27 protein-coding genes are annotated in these 25472 nt (G+C 64.4%); 11 read left to right on the top strand and 16 right to left on the bottom strand.

The genetic code is table 11. The annotated features are described in order from the left end of the window. Position 1 precedes the first annotated feature (1 nt). Positions 2–562: an NUDIX domain-containing protein gene (locus CV102_RS11850; protein ID WP_148858211.1), complete on the top strand. Its 561-nt coding sequence runs from the start codon at positions 2–4 to the stop codon at positions 560–562. 34 nt (positions 563–596) lie between these two features. Here the strand turns inward: CV102_RS11850 and CV102_RS11845 are convergent, their stop codons facing one another. After that, complete coding sequence (locus CV102_RS11845) at positions 597–866, bottom strand: hypothetical protein (RefSeq protein WP_148858210.1); 270 nt, start codon at positions 864–866, stop codon at positions 597–599. Between the two features lie 136 nt (positions 867–1002). Here CV102_RS11845 and argS point away from each other — a divergent pair, with 136 nt between their 5' ends. Beyond that, the gene (gene argS / locus CV102_RS11840; RefSeq protein ID WP_148858209.1) at positions 1003–2784 is read left to right on the top strand and encodes an arginine--tRNA ligase; all 1782 of its coding nucleotides are present in this window, start codon (positions 1003–1005) and stop codon (positions 2782–2784) included. A 228-nt stretch (positions 2785–3012) separates the two neighbouring features. On the opposite strand, the gene CV102_RS11835 is transcribed toward argS, so the two are convergent. After that, positions 3013–3588: a hypothetical protein gene (locus CV102_RS11835; RefSeq protein WP_148858208.1), complete on the bottom strand. Its 576-nt coding sequence runs from the start codon at positions 3586–3588 to the stop codon at positions 3013–3015. A 322-nt stretch (positions 3589–3910) separates the two neighbouring features. Beyond that, on the bottom strand, positions 3911–4780 hold the full coding sequence (gene minD / locus CV102_RS11830; RefSeq protein ID WP_148858207.1) for a cell division ATPase MinD: 870 nt from the start codon (positions 4778–4780) through the stop codon (positions 3911–3913). A 243-nt stretch (positions 4781–5023) separates the two neighbouring features. On the opposite strand from minD, the gene prf1 reads away from it, so the two are divergent. The 4 genes from prf1 (at position 5024) to CV102_RS11810 (ending at position 9588) form a co-directional block, all read left to right on the top strand. After that, complete coding sequence (gene prf1, locus CV102_RS11825) at positions 5024–6283, top strand: peptide chain release factor aRF-1 (RefSeq protein WP_148858206.1); 1260 nt, start codon at positions 5024–5026, stop codon at positions 6281–6283. Positions 6284–6475: 192 nt separating this feature from the next. Continuing rightward, on the top strand, positions 6476–7804 hold the full coding sequence (locus tag CV102_RS11820; protein WP_148858205.1) for a hypothetical protein: 1329 nt from the start codon (positions 6476–6478) through the stop codon (positions 7802–7804). Next, the gene (locus tag CV102_RS11815) at positions 7788–8651 is read left to right on the top strand and encodes a helix-turn-helix transcriptional regulator (RefSeq protein ID WP_148858204.1); all 864 of its coding nucleotides are present in this window, start codon (positions 7788–7790) and stop codon (positions 8649–8651) included. Before CV102_RS11820 ends, CV102_RS11815 begins: the two co-directional genes overlap by 17 nt. A gap of 55 nt (positions 8652–8706) precedes the next feature. Beyond that, positions 8707–9588 carry a universal stress protein gene (locus tag CV102_RS11810; RefSeq protein WP_148858203.1) on the top strand — a complete coding sequence of 294 codons (882 nt, stop codon included), beginning with the start codon at positions 8707–8709 and terminating at the stop codon, positions 9586–9588. Between the two features lie 14 nt (positions 9589–9602). Here CV102_RS11810 and CV102_RS11805 read toward each other — a convergent pair whose 3' ends face one another. Then, entirely contained in the window at positions 9603–9848 is a 246-nt protein-coding gene (locus tag CV102_RS11805; RefSeq protein WP_148858202.1) for a PRC-barrel domain containing protein, read from the bottom strand. 229 nt (positions 9849–10077) lie between these two features. Between CV102_RS11805 and CV102_RS11800 the strand changes: the two genes are divergently transcribed. Continuing rightward, positions 10078–10812, top strand: coding sequence for a hypothetical protein (locus CV102_RS11800; RefSeq protein ID WP_148858201.1), 735 nt, complete (start codon positions 10078–10080; stop codon positions 10810–10812). 136 nt (positions 10813–10948) lie between these two features. Here the strand turns inward: CV102_RS11800 and CV102_RS11795 are convergent, their stop codons facing one another. The 4 genes from CV102_RS11795 to CV102_RS11780 all read right to left on the bottom strand — a co-directional run bounded on the left by CV102_RS11795 (position 10949) and on the right by CV102_RS11780 (position 14516). Then, positions 10949–11272 (bottom strand): DUF7577 domain-containing protein, encoded by a 324-nt coding sequence (locus CV102_RS11795; RefSeq protein ID WP_148858200.1) that lies wholly within the window; start codon positions 11270–11272, stop codon positions 10949–10951. 74 nt (positions 11273–11346) lie between these two features. Beyond that, the gene (locus CV102_RS11790) at positions 11347–12246 is read right to left on the bottom strand and encodes an acyltransferase (RefSeq protein ID WP_148858199.1); all 900 of its coding nucleotides are present in this window, start codon (positions 12244–12246) and stop codon (positions 11347–11349) included. 155 nt (positions 12247–12401) lie between these two features. After that, complete coding sequence (gene ribB, locus CV102_RS11785) at positions 12402–13070, bottom strand: 3,4-dihydroxy-2-butanone-4-phosphate synthase (RefSeq protein WP_148858198.1); 669 nt, start codon at positions 13068–13070, stop codon at positions 12402–12404. A gap of 57 nt (positions 13071–13127) precedes the next feature. Further along, the gene (locus CV102_RS11780) at positions 13128–14516 is read right to left on the bottom strand and encodes an FAD-binding oxidoreductase (protein WP_148858197.1); all 1389 of its coding nucleotides are present in this window, start codon (positions 14514–14516) and stop codon (positions 13128–13130) included. 392 nt (positions 14517–14908) lie between these two features. On the opposite strand from CV102_RS11780, the gene CV102_RS11775 reads away from it, so the two are divergent. After that, positions 14909–15997, top strand: a complete 1089-nt coding sequence (locus tag CV102_RS11775; protein ID WP_148858196.1) for an aldo/keto reductase — start codon at positions 14909–14911, stop codon at positions 15995–15997. A gap of 161 nt (positions 15998–16158) precedes the next feature. Further along, positions 16159–16629, top strand: a complete 471-nt coding sequence (locus tag CV102_RS11770; protein ID WP_148858195.1) for an NUDIX hydrolase — start codon at positions 16159–16161, stop codon at positions 16627–16629. A 123-nt stretch (positions 16630–16752) separates the two neighbouring features. Here CV102_RS11770 and CV102_RS11765 read toward each other — a convergent pair whose 3' ends face one another. The 3 genes from CV102_RS11765 to CV102_RS25950 all read right to left on the bottom strand — a co-directional run bounded on the left by CV102_RS11765 (position 16753) and on the right by CV102_RS25950 (position 18955). Beyond that, the gene (locus CV102_RS11765) at positions 16753–18183 is read right to left on the bottom strand and encodes a DUF402 domain-containing protein (RefSeq protein ID WP_148858194.1); all 1431 of its coding nucleotides are present in this window, start codon (positions 18181–18183) and stop codon (positions 16753–16755) included. Between the two features lie 43 nt (positions 18184–18226). Then, positions 18227–18604, bottom strand: a complete 378-nt coding sequence (locus CV102_RS11760) for a DUF7532 family protein (protein ID WP_148858193.1) — start codon at positions 18602–18604, stop codon at positions 18227–18229. A 168-nt stretch (positions 18605–18772) separates the two neighbouring features. After that, complete coding sequence (locus tag CV102_RS25950; protein ID WP_187432946.1) at positions 18773–18955, bottom strand: hypothetical protein; 183 nt, start codon at positions 18953–18955, stop codon at positions 18773–18775. Between the two features lie 123 nt (positions 18956–19078). Here CV102_RS25950 and CV102_RS11750 point away from each other — a divergent pair, with 123 nt between their 5' ends. Continuing rightward, a complete protein-coding gene (locus CV102_RS11750) occupies positions 19079–20092 on the top strand; it encodes a PrsW family intramembrane metalloprotease (RefSeq protein ID WP_148858191.1) in 1014 nt (337 codons plus the stop codon). A 3-nt stretch (positions 20093–20095) separates the two neighbouring features. Here the strand turns inward: CV102_RS11750 and CV102_RS11745 are convergent, their stop codons facing one another. Further along, positions 20096–20698 carry a riboflavin synthase gene (locus CV102_RS11745; RefSeq protein ID WP_148858190.1) on the bottom strand — a complete coding sequence of 201 codons (603 nt, stop codon included), beginning with the start codon at positions 20696–20698 and terminating at the stop codon, positions 20096–20098. A 129-nt stretch (positions 20699–20827) separates the two neighbouring features. On the opposite strand from CV102_RS11745, the gene CV102_RS11740 reads away from it, so the two are divergent. Further along, entirely contained in the window at positions 20828–21079 is a 252-nt protein-coding gene (locus tag CV102_RS11740) for a DUF7533 family protein (RefSeq protein WP_148858189.1), read from the top strand. A gap of 525 nt (positions 21080–21604) precedes the next feature. Here CV102_RS11740 and CV102_RS11735 read toward each other — a convergent pair. The 4 genes from CV102_RS11735 to CV102_RS11720 form a co-directional block, all read right to left on the bottom strand. Continuing rightward, a complete protein-coding gene (locus CV102_RS11735; protein ID WP_148858188.1) occupies positions 21605–22060 on the bottom strand; it encodes a response regulator in 456 nt (151 codons plus the stop codon). A 138-nt stretch (positions 22061–22198) separates the two neighbouring features. After that, positions 22199–23257, bottom strand: a complete 1059-nt coding sequence (locus CV102_RS11730) for a M24 family metallopeptidase (RefSeq protein ID WP_148858187.1) — start codon at positions 23255–23257, stop codon at positions 22199–22201. Then, positions 23254–25119, bottom strand: coding sequence for a UvrD-helicase domain-containing protein (locus CV102_RS11725; RefSeq protein ID WP_148858186.1), 1866 nt, complete (start codon positions 25117–25119; stop codon positions 23254–23256). The genes CV102_RS11730 and CV102_RS11725 overlap by 4 nt, the downstream gene beginning before the upstream one ends. 142 nt (positions 25120–25261) lie before the next feature. Next, positions 25262–25447, bottom strand: coding sequence for an HVO_0416 family zinc finger protein (locus CV102_RS11720; protein WP_148858185.1), 186 nt, complete (start codon positions 25445–25447; stop codon positions 25262–25264). Between the last annotated feature and the right edge of the window lie 25 nt (positions 25448–25472).

The raw sequence follows: 25472 nt of genomic DNA, 5'->3' as shown, positions 1-25472 counted from the left end.
GATGGTGGGTCGACCAGCCGAATTCTGTCCCCGCTGTGGCACCGATCTCGAGTCGGTCCGCGTCGAAAATCGCGAGCGCGAGCACTGTTCGAACTGCGAGCGCGTGATCTGGCACAACCCCGTTCCCTGTGCGACCGTCGCCGTCGTCGACCGTGCGGGACCCGAACCCGCCGTACTGTGCGTCGAACGCGGCGTCCCGCCGGGCGTCGGCGAGTGGACCCTTCCCGGCGGCCACATGGAGATCGACGAACAGCCCGAGACGGCCGCCGCACGCGAACTCGAGGAGGAGACCGGCGTCGTCGTCGATCCCGACGCGCTCGAGGTGCTGGACGCCGCGTCGCTGCCGCCTCGAGACGGAAAACAGGTGATGAACGTCTACTACGTCGTCGACCGCGCCGAGACCGACGGCGAACCGGTGGCGGGAAGCGACGCGACGAAGGCGCGGTTCTGGACGTCCGAGGAGTTCGACGCGAGCGACGAGACGTTCCGGCCGGTACACGAGGCGCGGTTCCGAACGGTCGCGACGCTGGACGAGTCGTCGGTCCAGTTCTGCAAAAGATAATGTCGGCGTTCGTCCGCTACTCGAGTCGAAACCGTTAGTTGAACGTCAGGCCGTTCTCGAGCATCGCGTAGAGCTCCTTCTGCTGGAAGTACGCCGCGGCACCGAGCAGCGTCGGCGCCCAGAGACCGACGAAGAGACCCGCGGTCTTGTCCTCCTTCAGGTAGAACAGGTACCACGAGAACGCGACCGAGAGCGCTGCGAGAACCGACACCGGATCGCCGGACGATACCGGCGTCTCCTCGAGCGGGTTCGATTCGTCCGACTCCTCTGACTCGGATTCATCAGCATCAGTTAGTGTCGTCATGCACTTGATAGAGGCCGTGACTGTGTTTGACGCTGATGCCGTCGCACGCAGGGAGGAGCCGTGATCGATAGCGGAGTGGGAACCGAACGCGACGAAACCCGACATCCCTTTAGTCGGCCCCTGAATACGAGCGGGTATGTTCCTTGCCTTACGCGCGGAGGTCGAGAGCGCCATAGCGGAGGCGCTGTCGACCCTCGAGTTCCCGACGGACGACCTCGGGATCGAAGAACCGCCGGAAGACGTCGAAAGCGTACTCGCCTCGAGCGTCGCCTTCCGACTCGCCGGCGAAGCCGGCGCACCGCCGCCGCAGGTAGCCGGTCAACTCGCCGACGAGATCGACGTCGACGCCCTGACCTACGTCTCGGACGTGCAGACCCAGGGACCGTACCTCAACTTCCTGCCGAGCGACGCCTACCTCGGCGAGACGCTCGAGACCGCGACCGACGACACGTACGGCGCACTCGAGGACCGCGGGGAAGACGTCGTCGTCGAACACACGAGCGCGAACCCGACGGGGCCGGTCCACGTCGGCCGCGCGCGGAACCCGATCATCGGCGACGCCGTCGCCACTCTACTCGACTACGCCGGCTACGACGTCGACCGCCACTACTACGTCAACGACGCCGGCCGGCAGATGGCCGTCTTCACCTGGGCCTACGAGACGTTCGACGAGGCGGATCTCGAGTCGGAACCGGAACGCGACCGCCCCGAGTACGACCTCGTCCGCTACTACCGGAAGGGCAACGCCTTCCTCGAGAACGGCCCCGAAGACGAGGTCGCCGAAGCCGAAGCCGAGATCGAGTCGATCATGCAGGGCCTCGAGGCGGGCGACGACGAGGCCTACGAGCGCGTCAGCGAGGTTGTCGACCAGGTGCTCGGCGGCATGAAGGAGTGTCTCGCGCGCCTGCCCGCGGAGTTCGACGAGTTCGTCAAGGAGACGAAATTCATGCGCAACGGCGATACCGACGAACTCGTGAGCCGACTGAAGGAACTCGACGAGGCCGTCTACGAGGAGGACGCCTGGCAACTCGAACTCGAGGATCACGGGATCGACAAGAACCTCGTCTTCCTGCGCGCCGACGGCACCTCGCTCTATCCGACACGCGACCTGGCTCACCACGAGTGGAAGTTCGACAACTACGACCGCGCGGTGACGGTGCTCGGCGAGGACCACAAGCTCCAGGCCAAGCAGCTTCGGACGACCCTCGAGTTGCTCGGTAACGAGACGGAGCCGCTGCGGCAGGTGCTGTACTCCTACGTGAACCTTCCCGAGGGGAAGATGAGCACTCGTAGAGGGACCGGCGTCGATCTGGACGACCTGCTCGACGAGGCGATCGACCGCGCTCGCGACGAGGTCGAAACCCGCCTGGACGACCGGATCCGCGACGACGACCTGGACGAGGAGGACATCGAGCGCATCGCCCACCAGGTCGGTATCGGCGCAGTTCGGTACGACATCGTCTCGAAGCAGCCCACGAAGGCGATCACCTTCGAGTGGGACCAGGCGCTCGACTTCGAGGCGCAGTCCGCCCCCTACGTGCAGTACGTCCACGCGCGCTGCTGTGGAATTCTGGAGGAGGCCGACGTCGATCCCGAGGGTGACCTCGAGGCGCTGGACCTCGACGCCGCCGACGCCGACCTGCTCGAGACGCCCGAAGAGCGCGACCTGCTCGAGACGATCGCTCGCTTCCCGTCGGTCGTCGACGAGGCAGCCGACGATCTGGAGCCCCACCAGGTCGCGACCTACACCCGCGAGTTCGCCGACCGGTTCAATGGCTTCTACCGGGAGTGTCCCGTCCTCGCGGACGAGGTCGACCCCGAAGTCCGCGAGGCGCGGCTCGCGCTCGTGGCCGCTTCGAAACACACGGTCGCGAACGCGCTCTCGATCCTCGGCGTCGACGCGCCGCGCTCGATGTAGCGGTCGCTATTGCTTTCGACAGACGGGAGTCACGACCCGACTCGTCGCTCGAAAGAACACCGGCGGCTCGAGTTACGGCGGACTCGAGTTTCGAGGAACAGGCTCTCGTCTCGACGGGCGATCGCAGGCGTCCGCCTGCGAGAGATACCGGTGGCTGTAAGTCAGTGTGGTGGATTCGCCGCGGCCGTCCGGCGAATCCGACAAACAGTTACAGTCGACAGCGTGCCCCTACTGGGCCGTCGCCGCGATCTTGTCGACGAGCTCCTGCAACGTGAGCTTGCCCTTCAGGTGCTTGACGATCCAGTCGACCTTGACGTAGAACGAGGCGACCAGGTTCTTCTCGTGTTCGACGTGCCAGTAGACGGTGTCGATCTCCGCGGCGAACTTTTCGGGATCGACGACCGCGTCCTCGTGCGTCTTCACGAGCGACTCGATTTCGGCGGCCAGTTTGTCCTCGTCGAGCGTCTTCGTGTCGACGACGACGACCAGCTTCTTGCCGTCACGCTTGATCTTCTCGATCGAGAGCAGGTCGCTTTTGAGGTCGACCTTCCCTTTCTTGAATCCGGGGATCTCGTGGTCGTCCTTGTCGTCGTCTTTGTCGTCTTTCTCGTCGTCGTCTTTGTCAGCGTCTTTCTCGTCCTTGTCGTCGTCTTTGTCGTCTTTCTCGTCGTCTTTGCCGTTACCGCCGACCGAGCTGTCGTCCGAGTCGTCCGAACGTGGATCGTCGGTTTCTGAACTCGAGCAGCCAGCGAGTACGGTTGCGAGCACTGTTCCACTACCGAGGAGGATTTTTCGTCGCTCCATACGAGGGCCGTCGAGAGACTCCCCGATTAGTAATCACCTCGTTCCAATCGGAAAGAAGAGAGAAACGGACTGTCTCGCGGCGAGTACAGTTATTGAAGGTGAAATACCGTCTTTGGGCCCTTCCCAGGCGCTATCACTACCGTTTCTGATTTCGAGACGTCCATCTCACAACGACCGGTCTCGTCGAGAGTCGTCGTCTCGTGGTAGTTTCCCCTTTCGACACATCTCGGTCGCAGACGAGGCCTGCTGGCCCGTCCAGAGACCCCCTACCGTCGCGGTAGTGGCCAACAAACGGCTTCATCACGGCGACCGTCGTCCGGCGTTACCGCTCGGCTTCGGCCTCCGTGATTGCACTCGAGACGTCGTCCTGTTGCGCCTCCGAGTCACGGGTCGCGTCTGCGCTCGCATCCGAATCGTCGGCGGGTGGCGTACCCGATCCACTACCCGATTCGGACCCTCCGTCAGGACGATCGTTCAGAACGTCGACTCCGGCCAGATCGGCTGTGAGCTGGCGATACGCGGCCGACGCAGGGCTGTCGGGTGCGTGAACGACCAGGGGGGTTCCGGCGTAGACGCTCTCGCGGGCCGCGGGATCCTCCGGAATCGTCCCGAGCAGCGGGAGGCCGAGCTGGTCGGCGATCTCCTCGTAGGAGACGTCCGTCTCGGGACGCGTCCGAGTGAGGACGAGACCGGTGACCTCGCCGCCGGCGCGCTCGGTCAACTCGAGCGTCTTCGTCGAGTCGTGGACGGCCGCGGGTTCGGGCGTCGAGACGACGACGACGGCGTCGGCGAGGCCGAGCGGAAGCACGGTTTCGTGGGAGACGCCGGCGCCGACGTCGAGGAGGACGGCGTCGTACTGCGACCGGAGTTCGTCGACGACGTCGCGGAGTTGTTCCGGTGCAGTCTCGGCGTAGTCGTCGAGGCTGGTCCCGCTCGGGACGGCGACGATGTTCTCCGCCAGTCGGTAGGTTGCGTCGTCGACCGACGCGCTCTCGGCGAGGACGTCGGAGAGCGTCGTCGAGTCGGGGTTGAGGCCGACGAACCCTGCCAGGTTCGCCATCCCAAGGTCCGCGTCGACGATGGCGACGCGCTCGCCCGCCTGGGCCAGTGCAGTTCCCAGATTCACCGTCGTCGTCGTCTTCCCGACGCCGCCCTTCCCGCTCGCGATAGCATATACAGTTTCGTAAGACATACTCGATTTCTGTACTGACTGTGGAACGGGAGGCCCTTAAATCGTCACCTCGAGAATCCAGCCAGTGCCGACGGCGTTTCGGCGAGGGCAGTCACGACGCGATCCAGTGGGTCACCCGCGCTACAGAGGCAGCTGAAACGGATCACACACGACTGTGTAATCGGGTGTGCACCGACTGTCGATGGGTACTGTAACCGATGCGTGTCAAAGAATACTTAGCCACAGCTCCGTTTTGTACGGCTAATGAGCCAGGAGGGCGAGCAGGAGCAATCCGACCGGAAGAAGTACGAGTTCCGGAAGGTTATCGAGGATCTCAAGGACTTCGAGGGCTCTGGCACGCAGCTCGTATCGATCTACATTCCCGAGGATCGCCAGGTCAGTGACGTCGTCCAACACGTCACCCAGGAACACAGCGAGGCGGCCAACATCAAGTCCAAGCAGACCCGGACGGCCGTCCAGGACGCGCTGACGAGTATCAAGGACCGGCTGCGATACTACGACACCTTCCCGCCAGAGAACGGGATGGTGGTGTTCTCCGGTGCAGTCGACTCCGGCGGCGGCCAGACCGAGATGGTCACGCGGGTGCTCGAGGGCCCGCCCCAGCCCGTCGAGTCGTTCCGCTATCACTGCGACTCGGACTTCCTGATCGAACCGCTCGAGGAGATGATGGCGGACCAGGGCCTCTACGGCCTGATCGTCCTCGACAGGCGCGAGGCCAACGTCGGCTGGCTGAAGGGCAAACGCGTCGAACCGGTCAAATCCGCCTCCTCCCTCGTTCCCGGCAAACAGCGCAAGGGTGGCCAGTCCGCCCAGCGGTTCGCCCGACTGCGCCTCGAGGCGATCGACAACTTCTACCAGGAGGTCGCGGGGATGGCGAACGACCTGTTCGTCGCCAAGCGACACGAACTCGACGGAATTCTCGTCGGCGGTCCCTCGCCAACCAAGGACGAGTTCCTGGACGGCGACTACCTCCACCACGAGATCCAGGACAGCGTGATCGGAAAGTTCGACGTCGCCTACACCGACGAGTCCGGCCTGAAGGACCTCGTCGACAACGCCGAGGAGGCGCTGGCCGACGCCGAGGTGATGAAGGACAAAAAGCAGATGGAGGAGTTCTTCGAGGAACTCAATGCGGGCGACCTCGCCACGTACGGGTTCGAACAGACCCGACGGAACCTCATGATGGGCGCGGTCGACCGCCTGCTGATCAGCGAGGACCTGCGGAAGGACGTCATCAGCTACGACTGCGAGGAGTGTGGCAACACGGACCGAGAGGTCGTCGACCGACGCAAGTCGACGCCTGCCCACACCTGTACCGAGTGCGGATCCGACGTCGAGGCCACCGAAGAGGACCGCGAGGACGCCATCGACCACCTCATCGAGATCGCCGAACAGCGTGGTACCACGACGAAGTTCATCTCGACCGACTTCGAGAAGGGCGAACAGCTCTACAACGCCTTCGGCGGCTTCGCCGGCATCCTGCGCTACAGCACCGGCGTGTAAACCCTCGAGTAGCGATCGATCGCTCCGCTCTCCTGTGAGATTTTTAGAACCGTTCAGGGGCCGGCTCTCCAGTTGCACGTCTCACAACAGCCCTTCCAACCCGTTCGCACCGCCTACTGTGCGTGAATCAGTCCTTTCGGACGGAACGGTCCCCGGTCATTATCGCTCGACAGCAGCGAAGCTCCGACGAGTATGTGGGGGAAGAGACCACTCCGACGTCGCGTTCTCCAGGGAGCCACAGCCGGGACGGTAGCCGTGTTCGCCCTGGGTGCGACCAGAACTAAGAGAGCCGAGAGCGCCGACGAAACGACCGTTCGAATCCGCGAAACGAACACACCCGTCGAAACGGGCGAGTGGCTCGAGGTGACAGTCGACCTCGAGAACCGCGGCTCCGAGACGGCGGTCGTCGACAGCCGGCTCGTCGTCGGCCACGACCCCGAAACCGTGGCCGACGCGACGGTTTCCGTCGATCCCGGCTCGAGCGAGACGATCACACTGGGTTACGAGACGGCCCGCGTCGCGAACACGCAGCAGTTCCCCGTCAGGGTCGAGGCGGCCGGCGGGAGCGACGAGCGAACCGCGACGGTGATCGGACTCGACGACGACGGCTCCGCCGCGATTCGACCCGCCGACGAGGTGACGGTTCGACCGGAAACGTCGGTGTTGTTCGAGGTCGCGTCGACGGAGCCGCTCGAGCCCGGTGACGTCGAGTGGGACGTCGACGACGACGTCGCGGGTGACCTCGCGCTGGCCACCGACTACACCTACGCGACCGGAATCGGGGCGTACCTCGCCGAACCGGACGCAGAGGGGACGTACGACGTGCGCGCCACCGTTCCAGCGAACGGCGACACTGCGACCCACGAGTGGACGATGCAGGTCGCGTCCGACGGGCCCGAACCGCCGTCGATCACCGACCTCACCACCGACCCCGGTGCGGACGCGGTCGTCGGCGTCGACGAGACGGTCGAGGTCGATCTGACTGCCCACGATCCCGAGGGAACGCTCGATCGGCTCGTCTGGATCGAGGGGCAGAATCACACGGTGGTCGCCGTCGACGATCTCTCCGGGAGGGACGACGACGCGACGTTCGCGCGGGAGCATCCGGGGTGGATCGCCGCCGGCTACCCGACGATGGCGCGGGTCGTCTGCGAGGACGGCCGAACGAGCGACCTCGTGACGGACGACGGCCCCGAGATCCGACCGCCGTTCGCGGTCGAGATCCTCGAGACGAACGCCCCCGTTACCGGCGGCGAGCGCCTCGAGGTAACCGTCGCCGTCGAAAACGAGGGCCACATGATGATGATCGGCGACACGACCCAGGAGATCGAACTGCTGGTCGGTCGAGAGCCCGAACGGGTCGATTCCGCGACCGTGACGGTGGACGCCGGGACGAGCGAAACGGTCGTGCTGGGGTACGAGACTTACCCCGTCGAACGGGACGACGAGTTCCCGATCCGGGTCGAAACCGCCGACGATTCGGACGAACGCACCGTCAGGGTGCATGGAACCGGCGACTGACGACGAGATCCGGACGATCAAGGTTTATTTCAATCCGGCAATTACTTTCGGTGTGCCGATGCGTCCGCCCAGTTCAACGCTCGACGTCCTCCAGACCGTCACGCGACGCCGCCCCCTCCTCGAGGCGCTCGAGAGCGAGCCACGCGACAAGCAAGCGCTCTGTGAGTCACTCGAGTGCTCCCGGTCGACTGTCGACCGCGGGATTCGCGAACTCGAGTGGCTACAGTTCCTCCGGCGCGACGAGGGCACCTATCGCCTGACCGTCGCCGGTCGACTGGCACTCGCGGAACAGCGCCGGAGCGCCGAGACGCTCGAGTCGATCGGCGACGCCAGCGAACTGCTCGCGGACGTGCCGCGGGGCGCACCGATGTCGGCCGCGTTACTGGCCGGTGCACGGACGATCGAGCCACCGTCTCACGCGCCCGCCAAACCGCTTCAGGCGATCGTCGATCTCGTCAGTTCGGCCGAACGGGTACGCGGCGTCAGCGCCGCCGAACGGGTCCCGCAGCTTCGGACGCAGCTGTACGACAGCGTCGTGGACGGGGATCTCGAGGGCGAAGCCGTAGTCACGGCGGAGTTCGCCCGGTTCATTCGGGAGGAGTATCCGGACTGGGTCACCGACGTCGTGATCGACGGCGGGTTCGACCTGCACGTGATCGACTCGGTCCCCTACGAACTCGCGCTCGTCGAAACGCCGTCGGAATCGCGCGTATTCGTGTTCGTTCACGACGAGTCGACCGCGATTCGAGGACTCATCGAGAACGAGACGCCGGAAGCGTTCGAGTGGGGAGAGCGCGTCTACCGGGAGTTCAGGGACGCGTCGACACCGCTGTCACCGTCGATGTGACACCCAGTCGCCGACACCGGGTGACGCTTTTGCACGTTGCGAACGAAGAACACGTATGGCGAGCGAGCAGTACACGATCGTCGTCGCGCTCGCGAATCCCGCGGCTGTCGAGCAGTTGCTGCGGACCGCCTCGGACCTGGCGAACCGACACGGCGGGCGCGTTCACGCGGTCGCAGTCGAGCACAAGCCAGTCACGTCCCCGTTCTTGCTGTTCTCCGACGAGCACGTCGCCGCCGAGTACGCCGACGAGAGCACGCAAGTCCTCGAGCACGCGACGGAGGTCTCAAACGCCGAGATCACGACCGAGCTGCGGATCGACAGCGACGTCCCCGACGCCATCCGATCGGTCGTCGACGACGTCGACGCTAACGCCTTGCTCCTGGGCTGGCGCGAGCCCTCGACCGCCGCGGACGCGGTCCTCGGCACGTCGGTCGATCCGATCCTTCGGCGGCCCCCGTGTGACACCTTCGTCGAGCGCATGGGGACGATCGCCGACGGCGTCGACCGCGTGCTGATGCCGACCGTCGGCGGCCCCCACGTCGAACTCGCGGCCGACGTCGTCGGTGCGGTTGCCCTCTCGAACGACGCCCGCGTGACCGTTCTCTCGATCGTGACACCCGAAGGCCGGATGGCCAACGAGGAGGCCGCCCGCCGGGAGGTTCGGGAAACCGCCGCGCACCTGCCGGACGTTCCGGTCGACCGGTGCGTCGAGAACGCACCCTCGTCGACGACTGGAATCCTCGAGTTCGCCGAAGAACACGACCTCGTCGTACTGAGTGCGACCGGAACCGGTCGAATTCGGCCACCGGTAATCGGTTCGGTCGCGAGAACCGTCGGCCGGGAAGTGACCTGTCCGGTGGTCATCGCAAAACACCCGACGGAGTCGTGGATCGAGCGCGCGCTCGAGCGAGTTCGATCGGCGGCGTTCGCTCGGTAGCGGAGAGAACGGTACTACAGGGTGCCGCGGAGGTAGACGGCGTCGTCGGTGATCTCCTCGATACTTCCCTCGTCGAGTGGGTGTGCGTCCGCCCTGACCTCGCCCCAGCCGAGTTTGGCCTTGATCGTGTCCGTGATGCTCGGGTTCGGATCGACGTAGCCGCGGCCGTCGCTCACCTCCACGATCCGGCCGACCTCCGTGCCGTCGGTATTCAGGACCCGTTTTCCTTCGTCCGCTTTCGTGAGCGCCTCTCGTGTCATAATTGTGTCCAATCGAGCCGGGTCGTCTCCCACGTTCGGGTTTCCGGACGACGGTTCATCGGGCAATAAATCGGCAAAATCGTTTTGGTACACACCGCGCCGTTACGGCGTTTCGATCGCCTAACACGGGCTTGAAACGGCCGCCATCGACCACGAACTCGTATCAACCAACTGTTGCGCAGCGACAACAGAAGGGTTATGCCGGTAGTCACGTATTACCACTCGACCAATGGAGCGGTCCCCGACCTTCGCGGCATCGTTCGACGATCCACGAATCACCGAACAGTTCTGCCGACGGATCGCCGGAGCGCCGAACGATCTCGTTCTCCTCGGCGTCGTCCACGATCATCCGGCCAGCGTCGCCCGCGTCGAGCGCGTCCTCGAAGCGGTCGAGCCGGACGTCCTCGCGCTCGAGTTGCCACCTGCTGCGATACCACTGTACCGAGCGTACGCCCGCGACGGGGCGTCGCCGCCGCGATTCGGTGGCGAGATGAGCGCCGCGATCAGCGCCGCGGCCGACGCGACCGTCACCGGTATCGACGCGCCGAACTGGACGTTTCTGCGGCGTCTCGTCAGTCGACTGATTGCCGACCGCACCTCGCCGTCGACCGTCCGCCGGCTCTTCTCCAGTCTCGGTGGCGCGACGCGAGAGGCGCTTCGGTGTCGCCTCGCCGCGACGCTGACTCGCGCGACGTCGATGACCGTTGCCCGCGACGACCCGGTCGAGTACGAGTGCAGCCACGACGCCTCGCCCGAGCGCCAGGCCGCCCACGAGCGGTCACACGTCGCCAGCGTGCAGGCCCTCCTCGGCGGCGTCGCACCCGACGACGCGCTCGTGTACAGGGACGAAACGCGCGAGGAGTGCATGGTCGATCGACTCGAGGAGATCCGATCGCGCGCCGACGTCGTCGCAGTCGTCGGTGTCGATCACCTCGAGCCGATCGCGACGGCACTATCGACGTAGCCGACCGTCGCGGAGTCGCCGTCGACGGACGTGTAATCTCTGCTTACACGCCAGATTCATCGAGTAGAGCGACGTTGTCGGCACGTCCGTACAGCTAGTGTTGCAGTCTCGCTCGTGGCACTCGAGGGCGAAGCGGTTACTGTCGAAGCGTCGAAATGCAGTTCCAGCAGTAGGTAAACGTCTGGTCGGCCTCGTTGCGGGCGCCGCAGTGGGGGCATCGAATGGTCTCGCCGTCGAACTCGATCCCCTCCTCGAGTTCCTCGGGATCGCCGACGCCGTCGGGCGCGTGTGGGTAGTGGTCGGGGCCGGGAGAAGAGGGCGACTGGGTGCGCCCGGGATCGGTAAACGACGGAGACTGGACACCCTCCCCGTCCTCACGCCGAACGTAGACGTAGTACAGTAACAGGTGCAGGAGGGCAAACAACATCACGTATCCGATGAGCCAGCCCCAGAGCTCCATCGGTGTGATATACGGTCTCAACCCACTTGGATATTCCCTGCCTCATCGTATCTTGACAGTCGGCTCCGGTAGAATTATTTCGACGGCTGGAGATCGCGCTGGAACTCGTCGAAGACCTCGAAATCCTCTGGAAGGTCGTACTCGAGGTGGCGCTCCTCCTGGCGGTTGACGCCCGCTTCCTCGATCGGCGTCGCAATCTCCTCCCAGCCGGGCTTGATCTTGGCGCTCTTGGCGGGCATTCCGACCGCGATATGGTGGGCGGGGATGTCGTGTTGAACGACGCCGCGCGCGCCGACGATGGCGTTCTCCCCGACCTTGTTCCCGGCACGGACCATCGAATCGTAGGTGAGTCGGACGTCGTCCTCGACGATCGTGTGGTAGTTCCGAACCTCGGTCTGGTCGACGACGTCGTGATCGTGGCTGTAGACGTGGACCCCGTCCGAGACCGAGACGCGGTCACCGATCGTCAGTTTGCCGCGGTCGTCGAGGTGGACGTCGTCGTGGACGATGGTGTTGTCGCCGATCGTAATGTTGTGGCCGTAGGTAAACGAGATCCCCTTGAAGAAGCGGCAGTTCTCCCCACACTCCTCGAAGAGGTGATTTGCGAGCATCCCCCGGAATCGCAGCGCGAACTCGACGTTGTCCGCGATCGGCAGGCTGTCGAACTGGCGCCAGAGCCACTGGAGATGTTTCGAACGGCGGAACTTCTCCTCGTCCTTTTCGGCGTAATACTCGCTTTCGAGGGTCGTGTTACACGGATCGTAACTCTGGAGCCGAACCCGCTCGGCCGGTGAAACCGACTCGCCGTTCTGCCACCGTTCGTAGGCCTCGCGGTCGCCCGAAAGGTCGATCAGCACGTCCTCGACGACCGTACAGGTATCTTCGGCGCCCGACAGCCGTCGATCGACCTCGTCGATGAACTCGCGCATCCCTGCCTCCGCCTCGTCGGGGAGCGAGACGTACCGCTTTGTCATACGCCGATGTACTGTGCCGGAGTTCATAGGCATTCGGTTGTCCGTTCTCGATTGCCTTCCCCGGTAACACGAGCGTAATCAGACGTTACACAGGATTCGACGCCCCCGCTCGGAGCGGTCCGGCCGGAGCGGAGGGCTCGTGCCGACGAACGTCGTTATCCGAACTGCTCGACGAGGCGTTCACCGTCCACGTACTGCAAGTCGTTACGGTCCGCATACGCCTTCGCGGAGACTGGCGAGCGTGCCCGTCCCGTCTCGTCGTCGAGCATCTCACAGACCACCACCGCCGGTGACAGCTCCGCCATCTCCGCCAGTGCGATACCGAGTTCCGTATGCCCCTGCCGGTCGCCCAGCGAGTCGGGCGCTGCGCGCAGCAGGTAGACGTGGCCGGGCGCACGGAACGTTGCTGGGAAATCGAGGTTCTCGGGGGCTGCGGCGGCCGTTCCGAGTGTGGGGATAGTGAGCGCACGATCTTCGTCGGTGATTCCCGTGTCGGTGTCGTGGTGGTTCACCGTGAGCGAAAACGAGGACCGCTCGTCGTACTCGAGGTCGCGGTTCGCCGTCGTGGGATGGTTCAATGCCTCCTGAATGAACGGGAGGTCCCACTGTCGGGCTACCCGGTCGGCCACCGCCACGCAGACGAGCCCGCCAGCGTCGTTGCGCAACCGCCTGACCGTATCGGGCCTGACGGCCCGTGCCGGGTAGACGAGATCCGTCTCTCCCTCCCGGTCCGAGGCGTCGTGAATCAACACGGGGCTACCCGCACGGAACGCCGTGACCGCTTCGTCGACGCCCATCGATAGCTGGCGGCGACTGTTGGACATGGCTGTGTCTCTGTCCGTCCCCGGAGAAGGCGGCGGCTCGGCTCCTCCTGAAGAGACTCATGGTGCCGGCTCGATGTTCTGGTTCACACGGAAGAAGTTGTCAGGATCGTAGGTCGCCTTCACTTCCTGTAACCGCGCGTAGTTGTCGCCGTAGGAAGCGCGAATCCGGTCCTGCCCTTCTTCCATCATGAAGTTGACGTACGAGCCCCCGGCCGTGTGCGGATGGACGGCCTTCCAGTAGTCGCGGGCCCAGTCGGCGATCAGGTCGCTGTTGGACGGATCCCGATCGACACCGGCGATGACCATCGACCAGGTAGCATCGCGGTGCACCCAGGCGGTTTCGTCCTCGTCCACGCGGTCGACAGCACCGTCGACGGGGTAGAGGTGCATCGTCGACTGTGGCGTCGGCACCTCGGCAAAGCGCTGGTGTTCGGCGATGGCAGCGTCGGTCAGTTCGCTCACGAAGTCACCCTTCCAGTACCACTGGTCACCCGGCGGATAGAGATCGTCGAACATGCTCTGGAGCGCCGGATAGGGCATCGGTCCGACGTGTTCGAAGAGCGGCTCGGCGACGTCGCGGGCTGGTTGAATCACATCCTCCGCCTCGTCTTCCGGACCCAGATAGCACCACATGAGCCCACAGACCTGCTCGCCGTGGAGCTCCTCGGGGAAGGGGTCGCCCGGGACCTCGGCCGTGAGATAGAACGCGTAAACGTCCTCGGGTGCCTCCGGGAGCCACTCTCGATACCAGCGCATCGTGTCCTCGAGTTCGTCGATCCGCCAGAACAGCGGCCCGGCGACGACCGTCTCGACGGGATGTAACTGGAACTCGAACGACGTGACCACGCCGAAGTTGCCGCCACCGCCGCGCAGCGCCCAAAAGAGGTCCGGGTTTTCGTCCTTGCTCGCGCGAACCAGTCGGCCGTCGGCCAGCACGACGTCTGCGCTCACCAGATTATCGATGGCCAGCCCGTGCTTGCGGGTCAGATAGCCGTGCCCGCCGCCGAGGGTCAGCCCGCCGACGCCGGTCGTCGAGACGACCCCGCTGACCGTCGCCAGCCCGAAGGCGTGGGTAGCGTGATCCACGTCGCCCCACGTGCATCCAGCCTCGACGTGGACCGTCTCTGCGTCGGGATCCACGCGGATACCGGTCATATCCGACAGGTCGATGACCAGGCCGTCGTCGACCGTTCCCAGCCCGGCACCGTTGTGTCCGCCGCTGCGGATCGCCGTTTCCAGATCGTGTTCACGTCCGAACGTCACCGCTGCGAGTACGTCTGCGACGTTGGCACACCGGGCGATCAGTCGCGGGTGCCTGTCGATCATCGCGTTGTAGATCGCGCTCGCGTCGTCGAACTCCGGGTCGTCGGATTGGATCAGTTCGCCTCGGAGTGAGCCCTCGAATCGCTCGATCTCCGCGTCATCGCCTGTTGATGCTGTTGCCATGGTTTTTCTCTCTCGTTCTCTCCTCCGAAGAACGGCTATGGACTCTCGGCAACACGGATACCATCGTGTCGCCGAGCGCGATGGGATCTACAACGACGAGTGTGAGGTAGCTATCTAGTGCCACTCCGGCAGCTACTGACGTCTGTGCAGACGGTGGAAACTATCACTCGTTGCAAATGGGGGCGGTCTTCGCTTCCCGGATCGCGTTTCGAGGTGATATTCCCCACCACCCGACCAGATGCTGATCGCTCGAAGATCAGTCGCAACTGGTTGCGAAATCCGCGCGCTGTATTCAGCGAGCGACTGCTCTCGTATTCTGGAGAAACTGGCCCCGATCCAACCGGCTGGGAACTTCCGTACCCGCTAAGTATCTTCGCTTCCAACCCGCAGACATGCACTACCGGGAACTGGGCGACTCCGGGCTCGAGATCAGCGAGATCGGCTTCGGCGCGTGGGTCGTCGGTACCGACTGGTGGGGCGACCGCTCGGAGGACGACGCCATCGAGATGGTCCAGTACGCCGTCGACCAGGAGATTACGTACTTCGACACGGGTGACGTCTACGGCCACGGCCGGAGCGAGGAGCTGATCGGACAGGCACTCGCCGAGGTCCGCGACGAGGTCACCGTCGCGACCAAGGTCGGCTACGACTTCTACAACAATCCCCAGGCCGGCCACGGCGAACTGCCCAAGGAGATGGATCCGGAGTACCTCCGGGAGGCCGTCGAAAAGAGCCTCGAGCGTCTCGGGATGGACTCGATCGACGTCCTGCAACTACACAACGCGAACGTCGAGGAGATCACGCCCGACGTGCTCGAACTCCTCGACGAACTCGAGGAGGAGGGAACGATCGAGGCGACCGGACTCGCGCTCGGCCCGTCGATCGGCTGGCTCGCGGAGGGCGACCTGGCGATCGAGGAGGAGTTCGACTCCGTACAGCTGGTCTGGAACGTGCTCGAACAGGAGGTCGGCAACCACTTCCTCGAGACGATCGAGGAGACCGGCTCGTCGACCAGCCTGATCCCCCGCGTCCCCCACTCCTCGGGCATCTTGAACGAGCAGGTCACGCCCGAGACCGAACTCGGCGAGGGCGACCACCGCGGCTTCCGGCCCGACGAGTGGTACGAGACCGGCTGGGAGAAACTCGAGAAGTTGCGCTTCCTCGAGCGCGCGGAGCCACGGTCCGTCGACGGCTCGAGCGGGTCGGGAGAGCGAACGATGGGGCAGGCCTCGCTCGCGTGGCTGCTCAGCCACGACGCCGTCGCGTCGGTCACGCCGACGTTCCGCACGAAAGCCGACATCGACGAGTGGGCCGCCGCGAGCGACGTGCCCAAACTCTCCGACGAGGAGTTCGACCGCGTCGCCGAACTCTACGCGAACGATTTCGACATCAACCGCGACGACGGGATGGATTCGCTGCGCTCGTCCGTCGACGGCGAGGACATCGAGTCGGCGGGGCTCGACAAGCTCGCAGCCGACTGACGCTCGGCGAATTTCCTGACGACCGACCGTTCGACTGCTGTTTCACCCAACTGTGCTCGAATTTCTACTGATTCTGGCAGTTTCGAAAACGAATTCCCTTAGTCCCACTTAATCCCCTTGAAGACACACTTTTCACCCCGGTCGTTGTGCTCCTTGTCACTATGACTGAAATCACGTACGTTCAGAAAGCGTGTGCCTACATCACTCGCAGAACGGGCGAATTACTGGTGTTCGAGGGGCCGGGACACGACGGATTGCAGATTCCGAAAGGAACGCTCGAATCGGGAGAGACGCCTCGCGAGGCGCTGTTCAGGGAAGTCATCGAGGAGAGCGGCCTCGGGACGCTCAACGCGACTCGTCACCTGTCGACCGACGTCTGGACCCGCCGACAGTCACCACCCAAGCGCTACGTACGCCACTTCTTCCACTCGAGAGTCCACGAGCCACGCGACCAGTGGACCCACACCGTTACTGATGGCGGGGAGGAACACGGTGCAGAGTTCGACCTGTACTGGGTCAACCCGTCGACTGCCGGCGAGTTCGCGCTCGACCTCGACGATTACGTCCACCTGCTCCCACAGCTGGATCTGGCCGGTGACAGCGGCGGAGAACTCACGACGGCCTCGGATTGACGCCTTCGTCGCCTGCTGACGTCGTCTTCGTCTGCTAAACCGTCTTCGTCTGCTAAACCGTCTTCGTCCGCTGAACCATCTTCGCCTGCAGATCCTCAGTTGCCAAAACTTCCAAGACGAATCTCACTTCGAAAGCGCTCGCTCGACGGCCTCGGCAACGCTTCGGGCTTTCTCCGCCAGTTCCGTCGAAACGACGCCATCCGTGACAGCAGCCTCGAGTTCGTCCCGGTCGACGACCTCGACGGCCCCGTCGGGCGTTCGAATCACGTCGACGTAGAGGTCGACGTACCGAACGCAGTCGGGAAACAGCTCGAGGGGCGTACAGATGTTGACGTACGTCCCTTTCGCTGCTCCATCTGCGTCTCTGTACGTCGTCGGGTACCACCAGCGGCCCTCGCGGAACTTCGTGACCGCGACGTCGCCCGCTTCCTTGGGGACGCCGAGCGCGTCGTACGTGCCGCCGCCGCTCATCGAGCGCTCGAGCGTGATCGTCCCTTCGGGATCCCACTCGGTCACGTCGCCGTAGCCGAGCGAGATGAGTCGCCCGTCGGGTTTGCCGTGGCCGATCTCGAGGCGGTCGCCCTCGAGCGGACCGAACTGCCGGGAGACGGCATCGAAGGGGAACTCACCGCCGAAGCCGTCGCCGGCCGATCCACAGACTGCCTCCGCGAAGTCGACCGCGGCGCTCGCGGCCCGGTCGGCGGCCTTGGTCCGATGGTGGCCCGGCATCGTCGATTCGACCTCCCGCCGGCGGTCGTCCAGCGCGGACCGCGACTCGCGTCCGAACCAGAGCCAGACGGTTCGTTCGGGCGCCGCCAGCCGGGACGGCTCTCCGGGTTCGTCGGGCGTGTCACCGAGTGCGTCCTCGAGTTCCCGAACCCGGTCGACGGCGTCCTCGAGTGCGGTCTTCATCGCCTCGAGGTCCGCGTCGGCCGCCGATCGGTGCCAGCGCAGTCCCCAGCCATCGGGTATCTCGACCGAGAGGAGATCCGTCATCCCGACGAGTTCGTCCGCCCGCTCGTCGCGGACGTCCGCCGAGACGCCGTTTCGATCCCGCGAGAGCGTACAGAGTCCGCCTGCAGCCTCGAGCGTCGGTGCGACGCGCGGATCGTCGTCGTCCCACGGCGGCGTCGGCTCCCGGACCTGAACGCGGTAGCGGTTCCCGCTGTCGACGTAGTCGTCGGCGTCGTCGTAGCCGAGGTAGCCGCGGCGACCCTCGCCGAGGTCGACGACAGCGCCACCGCCGCCCTCGGCCTCGAGCACGTCGGCGTCGAACACCGCGCCGCGCGAGACGTCGGCCTCCCAGCGGAAGGTGTCGATGGCGAGCGACTCGAGCCGCGAGACCGCCTCCTCGACCGCGCCGGGGTCGCCCGAGACCTCGAGGCCCTGCCGGTCGCGGGTCGTCTCGATCGAAACGTCCGCCGGCGCGGTCGCGAACGACACGTCGAACCGCTCGCGGATCGGGGGCGAGGCCTGGACGACCTCCAGGCCGTCGTCGTTCAGCAACTGCGTCACCGCCGTCGTGTAGATGCCGCGCACTCGAGCGGTCGTCATCGTGGCCCCTCCGTGGAACTGCAGCCAGTTGCGAGCACGGGGATCACCGGAACGTCTCGCGGTCGGGAGCGAACCGTACCCGGTCGTTGATCGTCGGACCGAGCGTCAGTTCGACCGAGCCGTCCGGAAGAACTCGTCCGTCCTCGACGTAGACGCCCCAGGTGTCGAACCGGAGCCAGCCGCGCATCTCGTCGGCGTGGGTCGTCACGTCGAGGTAGTCGACGCTGTGTTCGGGATACTCGGTGCTCGAGTGTGCCATATCCATATCCGAATAGACCGTCCCGTGGTCGTCGAAAAACTGCTCGAGTGCCGCCGCGTCTTCGGCGACGGCCTCGACGACCGCCTCCGAGGCGGCACGGAGGTCGTCGGTCTCGAGGCCGACCTCACGAAGCGCCTGCTGCGTACGCTGGTCGAAGTGCATACGGACGCGTTAGCACGGGACCCCTTTGTGAATTCCGAGTCCCGTTCGTCGACGTCTCGTTGTACTGCCGGACAGCAGTCAGTGAGAAGTCGGTCTCGAAATTCCGGCCGTCATCAGCGGTGACGGCCGGCTTCGAGCGACCGGTCTTCAGATAGTTCTGTCTGAGTATTAGTCGTCGGCAGCGAGACCTGTCTCGCCCGCCGATGTCGTCACCGACGCTCCGTCGGTCGGTCGCTCGGACTCGTTCGCGGATTCCGATTCGGATTCGATCTCGTTCGTTCGCTCGTCTTCCCCCTCGTCCGCCGGACTCGGTGGGGCCGTGTAGTGGATACCGCGACTTGCGCTGTACATAGTGAACAGTTCTCACGAGTCAGCGAACATAAGTACACTCCTAATACGAGTCATGAGACTCAATATCATACTAGGACGGGGTGGTACCGAACTATTACCGGACGGGATCCCGTACGCACCGTCATGAAGCGAAGGCGAGACCCGGTCGAGCGGGCGAGCGACGAGTCGACCGACCTCTACGACGTTTCGACGTGGGAGCCGCGTACGGCGATGGACCGACTCTCGGTTGCCACCTATAACGGGATCACGAAGGGGCTGCGGGCGATCATCATCGTCGTCGCGCTGGCGATCACGCTCACCCTGCTCGTCCAGCCCGGACTGCTCGTGCTCGAGGATCCGTGGCTCGGCGTCTTCTTCGGACTGTCGGTCGTGCCGGCGGCGCTGCTCGCAGGGTTCATCTGGTACACCGATATTACGACGAACGAACCGTTGGGGTTGCTGGTGGCAACGTTCGTGCTCGCGATCCTCTTCGCGACGTTCGCAGCCGTCGTCAACTCGGTCGCGAGACCGCGGTTTCAGCTGCTCGGTGCGATCGGCACGGTCCTCTACTTCTTCCTGATCGTCGGCCCCGTCGAAGAGACGGTGAAGATCCTCGCGGTTCGCGTCTTCGCCTACCGGAGCGACACGTTCGACGCCGTCATCGACGGCGCCGTCTACGGTGCGATCGCCGGCCTCGGCTTCGCCGCGATCGAGAACACCATCTACATCACCGGCGTGGTCGCGGAAGCGCAGGTCGGGACGCTCACCGCTGCAACCGACATCGCCACCCAGCGAGCGCTCGTCGGCCCCGGTCACGTCATCTACTCTGCGATCGCCGGCTACTACCTGGGACTGGCGAAGTTCAACCGACAGCACGCCGGCCCGCTCGTCGTCAAGGGACTGCTAATCGCCGCGTTCGTCCACGGGACGTACAACGTCACGGTCGGGATCGTTCCCGGCATCGTCGCGTCGCTGTATCCCATCGGAATCGGCGTCGCGTTCGTGAGCTACGTGATCGTCTTCGACCTCGCGGTCGGCTACTACCTCTACCGAAAGATCGCCCGCTACCGTCGAACGTACCGGGACATTCGGGACGACACCGGCGAGCCACCGACGTCGGAACTGACCGAGTTCGATCCGCCGAAACGTTCGCAGTAACGCTTACTCGAACCGCTCCTCGAGCAGTCGCTCGACGTACTTCGCGAGGACGTCGACCTCGAGGTGGACCGGATCGCCGGGCTCCTTTGCCGAGAGGGTCGTCAGCTCGTAGGTCGTCGGGATGATCGCGACGGTGACGCGGCCGCTTTCGGTGAGGTTGGCGACGGTCAGGCTGATCCCGTCGAGCGTGATCGATCCCTTCTCGACGACGTAGCGCTCGTAGCCGGGCGGGAGTTCGAACTCGAAGAACCAGTCCTCCTCCACTGACTCGATGTTCGAAACCGTCGCGACCGCGTCGACGTGACCCTGGACGACGTGGCCGTCGAACCGACCCTCGGCGGGCATCGCCCGCTCTAGGTTGACCGCGTCGCCCTCCTCGAGATCGCCGAGGTAGGTTCGCTCGACCGTCTCCGAGGCGAGAAAGACCTCGAACCACGCCCCCTCCTCGTAGCGCTCGACCGTGAGACAGACGCCGCTGACGCTGATACTCTGGCCGTGCTCGAGCCCCGTCGCGACCTCGTCGGCGCCGATCCGGAGTCGGAGGCCGTCCTCGGTCCGCGTCCGAGCGTCGATCACACCCGTCTCCTCGACGATTCCCGTGAACATACGTGGAAGTGCGAGCCACCGAATAAAACCGCTCCGGAATCCTGACGCGTCCCAGTTCTGTGATGGTGCCCGTGAAGACGACGGCGTCAGTCGCCGCGCTTTTGACGGCGCTCGCCGTATCCGACTGCGATGGCCGGGATTATCGATACGATCAAACTGGCGGGCATACTCGTGCTCGCGCTCCCCGCCGCGCTCGCCGGACTCGAGTTCCTGCTGGTTCGCGGCGAGACGATCATCGGCGGAACTCTCATCCTGCTGGCGATCGGGCTCGTCGTCATCCAGCGACGACTCACCCTCCCATCGAACGTCCCCACCGTGCTCGCGAAACGGGTCGCCGGGACGGTGACGAAAGACGAGGATCACGACTCCGAAAAACAGTAACTGCGCTCGAGGCGATGAGCGTCGAGCTGAGACCTACTATCGGCCGAACAACGAGCCGTTCTGTAGCGGATTCGAGAACGGACACACCCCTCGTTTTCAGTGAAAGGGCTCGAGCGTGCGGTGCCGAAATCGATAAACAAGAGTCGCTTATATAGCGGGCTTCTCCCGAGAAAATCTCCTGTTGAGAGCACCCAGTACAGCACTCGTATCCGCCCTTACGTGCTACTACAGTACCCATACCATAACTCGTTCACGGGCGTTCGATCCGGAGTCGAAAAGGAGGTCTCAATTTCAACGCCTTTCACTGAAAACGAGGGGTGTCAACCAGTAGCGGTCCACACGAGACTGGCGTTCGAAGGCGTGTAAGCCGCGTCCAGAGTTTACTATCGTAGATCGAAACTGACGTCGAACCGTCGATCGGGGCTCCGGACGGAGGGCAGAGCCGACACACCAGGAGCCGATGTCACCCTCCGCTGGGACCGAGAAGAACGGGCAGCGTCGAACGAACGGTCGTGACTCGAGCGACTACACCGCCGGAACGGGTGGGAGCTTCGCGGTCTGCACCCAGAACTCCTCGACGGCTCGAGCGAGCGAGACGAACTCTTCCTGGCTGTCGGGCTTGGTGAGATAGGCGTTCGCGCACAGATCGTAGCTCTCGCCGATATCCGTCTCGTCGGTCGAATTCGTGAGGACGATCACCGGAAGCGTCACTAGCGCTGGATCGTCCCGGACCTCCTCGAGCACCTCGAACCCGTGCGTCCGTGGGACGTCCAGATCGAGCAACAGCAGATCGGGAAAGGGGGTGGTGTCGTCCTCACGGCCATCTGATAAAAATTCTAGCGCCTCGGTGCCGTCGGAGACGGAGTGGAGCCGAATTTCGTTGGTCACCATTTCGAACGCCTCCTCGACGAGTCGGACGTCCCCGGGATTATCCTCGACGAGAAGAACGTCGATCGGTTTGGACGGGGTCGTGGTTCTCATGTGTATGCTTACTCAGACGGTGCAATAAGGACGATCGCTATACACGTTGGTAGGTGGCACCTGCAACCCCATCGTATATATGGCCCATCTAGATGCCAGAATAACGTACAGTTCGGCCGGAAGAGACCGGCGAACGAGTTACTTGCTGAGTCCAGTCGACGGATCGAGCGACCGGGACGGCGCCTCGAACCAGCCGACCCCGTCGGGACCAACTTCGAGCAGATCCGCGACGTGAACCCGGCCGTCGTCGAGTCGAACGCCGGCGTCGAGACGAACCACGGTCTCCGGAGTAACCTCGTGGCGGCCTCGAGACGGTCGTTCGCGGGGTTCGAGACCGACGCCGGTGACACGCGTCTCGATGCCGTCGTCGTCACCGAAGCCGAACGCCCTGACTTCGGCCTCGAGGTCGGCTTCGACGGCGGTGACCGACTGCGAGTCGGCCGTAAGCAGGGCCGCCGCAGAGCGGAACGCGTGGGTAACGCCGACGTGGGCGCGTCGCTCCCGCCCACCGTCGCTGTCGACGACGAACGTGCGAACGAGTCCGCCGTGGTATCCGCCCGACTCCCGAGGTGCGACCTCGAGGACGACCGAGTCGTCCGGTCGGATCGCGTCGTCCCTGGCGTCGATCGAAACGGCAGTGTTACCGGCCGGAAGCGCCCCGGCCGAGACGACGGCTTCGTCGATTGCCGTCCGCAGGCGAGGGGCCGTCAGCGTCTCGCCGTCGATCGTCAGCCGGCCGTCGACGATCGTCGCGTTCGTGAGCAGCGACGCCGCCCGTCGGACTCCCGCAGTCGCAGCCGTCTGCGCGGTCGCGATCCGTCCGCACTCGGCGTCCGTCTTCGTCGCTCGAGTCCGGTCGACGACGTCTGACGAGGCGAGGCTGAATCCGGCGTCCTCGAGGTAGAGCGCGGCGTCGTGGGGAATTCGCGCCGGTGTCAGCACCGTTCCCGAAAGACCGTCGTCGGCCAACTGGGCGGCCAGCGCCTCGGCTGGGTGCGTCGAGCCGACCTCCGTCGAGCGAACGTGCCACTCGCGGCCGTCGAACGCGATCGCGTGGTAACCTGTCTCGAGCGACGGGCGGCAGTAGCGGATCGTCGGATCGCGACCGCTGCCGGCGTGGACGAACGCCGTCGCTCCGGGGCGCTCGAGGGCGCCAGTCAGCGCGTCCTCGAGGTGATGCTCGCCGCCGCCAGTCACGGCGCTTCGGCTTCGAGCTGGTCGGCTTCGGAGACGGGAGCCTGGGCCTGCTCGAGCAGTTCCTCGAGGGTCATATCGGTCAGCTGATTGTTGAGCAGGACGTCGATCGGCAGCGTCGGCGCGCCGTCGACGAGGTTCTCGAGGATGAAGAGCTGTTCGCGGGCCCGGGACATCCCGACGTAGAAGACGCGGCGTTCGTTGTCCGTGAGCACGGGAACGGGCGAGGTCGTCTTGGTGAACTCCTCACAGCCGGGGACATCCGTGGGATCGTCGACGGTCGCGACCATCTGCTCGACAACCTTCTCGGTGAGGTCGGTCCCGATGAAGACGTGGTCGGCCTCGCGTCCCTTTGCGGAGTGAATGGTGCCGACACGGACCCGGTCGGTGGCCATTCCCTGGTACTCGCCGATGCCGAAGTACGACCGAATACTCTTCTTCTGGAAGTTAGTGACCTTGCGGACCATGTCAGCCGCCGAGGCGGGGCCGGGCATGAACGGAGCGTGGTCCTCGATGACAGCACCGGGGATCATGAGATCCTCGAGGTCCTCGACGCCTTCCTCCTCCTGTTTCTCGTCGATGTAATCGAAGAGGTCGTCCCGCTCGTTGGTGCCAAACGCCGACTCCTGGAGCATATCTGCGAGCCGACGGGCCTGCAGCCCGGTGACGTCCTCGTCGCGGTCGAGCGCCTCGACGGCGCGGACGTACTGAGTGAGTCGGTCGGTCCACATCCGCTGGTCGGTCAGCGACCGGAACGGCACGCCCTCGGTGATGAACTCGTCGATAAACTGGAACATCTGGTAGCGCGCACGGAACAGCACCATGATCGTGCCGTCGCCCTCGACCAGCGTGCGCCGGACCATCCGGACGACGTCGAGCATCGATGCGTTCGCACGGGCGTCGACCGAACCGCCCTCCTTGCGCGGTTTGAGGTCCTTGTCCTGGCGCTTGTCGATGTGGCGAATTTCGCGGTTGACAGCGTTGAGAACGTTCGAGGGGAGCCGGTAGGAGTTCGGGAGAATGACGTCATCGTCGACCTCTTCCTCGAGTAAGAGCGCGGGGTCGGCGCCCTGCCAGGAGTAGACGACCTGGTCGTCGTCGCCGGCGATCAGGACCTGCTCCATGTGAGGCTTCCACTCCTCGTAGACGTCGTACTGCAGGGTGGTGATGTCCTGGAACTCGTCGATCACCAGGTAGTCGACGCTCGGCAGCAGGGAGCGCTGTTTGACGCGCTCGAGCATGTCCGCGAAGCCGATCTTCCCCTGTTCGCCCTTGTAACTGCGCCAGGCACGGATCGCCTCGGGGACGTCGATCCGGTCGTCGTCGGAGGGCCAGGTCGGCGTATACTTGTTGCCTTCCTGTGCGTTCGGGTCGATATCGGGCGGGAGTCGCACCTCTTCCTGGTCCCACTGGAAGGGGACGTCGTACCAGTCCGTGACGTCGCGCCGGGTTCGCTGGAGCCACTGGCTCGTGGCGATTACTTTGTTCCCGATCGTCGTCGAGCGAGCGGTCCGCCGACCGGCGCCGCTGTACTCGTCTTCGTACTCGATGCCGTACTCGTCGCAGAACGCTTCCTTATCAGACTCGCCAATAACGTCGCTTCGAGAGAGATCTAACAGCTCGTAGGCCTTGGCGTGCATCGTACAGACGTTGCCTTGCAACGCACGCGGGCTCTCGTCGAGCCGCTCGGCCAGTCGTTCGCGAACTTCCTGTGCAGCCGCTCGTGTGTACGAGACGACGAGAATGTCCCGGAACGTGACCCCCTCTTGATCGAGGATCTCTTCGACGTGATCGAGGAGTGCGGTCGTCTTCCCGCTTCCCGGACCCCCGAACAGCCGGGTGACCTTCGTCTCCGTAGTAGCCATTGTAGCTGTTCAAGAGCGCAATACCTATAAGTGACGTGGGTTACGGCCAAAAATCGCGTTCCGGATCGGTGACCGGCGTGAACCGATCCGGGCGGTCTCGAATCAGACTCGCTCCGGACCTCCGTGCCAGCAGATTGGAGGGTTACGGCGTCGGTTCCCAGCCACAGACGGTACAGGTGCTGGCGGACTGCTCGTGAAGTCCGCCGCAGTCCGGACATTGCTTCTTATTATAATCCTCTTCCCACCCGATTCGTTCTACCGTGTGACCGCGGTCCGCGAGGAATTCATCGAAGACATCGTCACCGGCATCATTGGGTGAGGTTGCCATAGGTATGCCAATGCGAACCACACTA

The sequence above is a fragment of the Natronococcus pandeyae genome (assembly GCF_008122205.1).
Taxonomy (GTDB): domain Archaea; phylum Halobacteriota; class Halobacteria; order Halobacteriales; family Natrialbaceae; genus Natronococcus; species Natronococcus pandeyae.
The sequence above is the reverse complement of the archived record's forward strand: the minus strand, read 5'-3'. Positions and strand labels throughout refer to the sequence as shown.

Coding starts and splice junctions, on each gene's coding strand:
- CV102_RS11810 (WP_148858203.1), top strand. CDS start 8,707: ATGGCGAGCGAGCAGTACACGATCGTCGTCGCGCTCGCGAATCCCGCG.
- CV102_RS11795 (WP_148858200.1), bottom strand. CDS start 11,272: ATGGAGCTCTGGGGCTGGCTCATCGGATACGTGATGTTGTTTGCCCTC.
- ribB (WP_148858198.1), bottom strand. CDS start 13,070: ATGTCCAACAGTCGCCGCCAGCTATCGATGGGCGTCGACGAAGCGGTC.
- CV102_RS11820 (WP_148858205.1), top strand. CDS start 6,476: ATGTGGGGGAAGAGACCACTCCGACGTCGCGTTCTCCAGGGAGCCACA.
- CV102_RS11740 (WP_148858189.1), top strand. CDS start 20,828: ATGGCCGGGATTATCGATACGATCAAACTGGCGGGCATACTCGTGCTC.
- CV102_RS11835 (WP_148858208.1), bottom strand. CDS start 3,588: ATGGAGCGACGAAAAATCCTCCTCGGTAGTGGAACAGTGCTCGCAACC.
- CV102_RS25950 (WP_187432946.1), bottom strand. CDS start 18,955: ATGTACAGCGCAAGTCGCGGTATCCACTACACGGCCCCACCGAGTCCG.
- CV102_RS11780 (WP_148858197.1), bottom strand. CDS start 14,516: ATGGCAACAGCATCAACAGGCGATGACGCGGAGATCGAGCGATTCGAG.
- CV102_RS11770 (WP_148858195.1), top strand. CDS start 16,159: ATGACTGAAATCACGTACGTTCAGAAAGCGTGTGCCTACATCACTCGC.
- CV102_RS11850 (WP_148858211.1), top strand. CDS start 2: ATGGTGGGTCGACCAGCCGAATTCTGTCCCCGCTGTGGCACCGATCTC.
- argS (WP_148858209.1), top strand. CDS start 1,003: ATGTTCCTTGCCTTACGCGCGGAGGTCGAGAGCGCCATAGCGGAGGCG.
- CV102_RS11845 (WP_148858210.1), bottom strand. CDS start 866: ATGACGACACTAACTGATGCTGATGAATCCGAGTCAGAGGAGTCGGAC.
- CV102_RS11775 (WP_148858196.1), top strand. CDS start 14,909: ATGCACTACCGGGAACTGGGCGACTCCGGGCTCGAGATCAGCGAGATC.
- CV102_RS11760 (WP_148858193.1), bottom strand. CDS start 18,604: ATGCACTTCGACCAGCGTACGCAGCAGGCGCTTCGTGAGGTCGGCCTC.
- CV102_RS11725 (WP_148858186.1), bottom strand. CDS start 25,119: ATGGCTACTACGGAGACGAAGGTCACCCGGCTGTTCGGGGGTCCGGGA.
- CV102_RS11750 (WP_148858191.1), top strand. CDS start 19,079: ATGAAGCGAAGGCGAGACCCGGTCGAGCGGGCGAGCGACGAGTCGACC.
- CV102_RS11765 (WP_148858194.1), bottom strand. CDS start 18,183: ATGACGACCGCTCGAGTGCGCGGCATCTACACGACGGCGGTGACGCAG.
- CV102_RS11815 (WP_148858204.1), top strand. CDS start 7,788: ATGGAACCGGCGACTGACGACGAGATCCGGACGATCAAGGTTTATTTC.
- CV102_RS11800 (WP_148858201.1), top strand. CDS start 10,078: ATGGAGCGGTCCCCGACCTTCGCGGCATCGTTCGACGATCCACGAATC.
- CV102_RS11745 (WP_148858190.1), bottom strand. CDS start 20,698: ATGTTCACGGGAATCGTCGAGGAGACGGGTGTGATCGACGCTCGGACG.
- prf1 (WP_148858206.1), top strand. CDS start 5,024: ATGAGCCAGGAGGGCGAGCAGGAGCAATCCGACCGGAAGAAGTACGAG.
- minD (WP_148858207.1), bottom strand. CDS start 4,780: ATGTCTTACGAAACTGTATATGCTATCGCGAGCGGGAAGGGCGGCGTC.
- CV102_RS11805 (WP_148858202.1), bottom strand. CDS start 9,848: ATGACACGAGAGGCGCTCACGAAAGCGGACGAAGGAAAACGGGTCCTG.
- CV102_RS11735 (WP_148858188.1), bottom strand. CDS start 22,060: ATGAGAACCACGACCCCGTCCAAACCGATCGACGTTCTTCTCGTCGAG.
- CV102_RS11790 (WP_148858199.1), bottom strand. CDS start 12,246: ATGACAAAGCGGTACGTCTCGCTCCCCGACGAGGCGGAGGCAGGGATG.
- CV102_RS11720 (WP_148858185.1), bottom strand. CDS start 25,447: ATGGCAACCTCACCCAATGATGCCGGTGACGATGTCTTCGATGAATTC.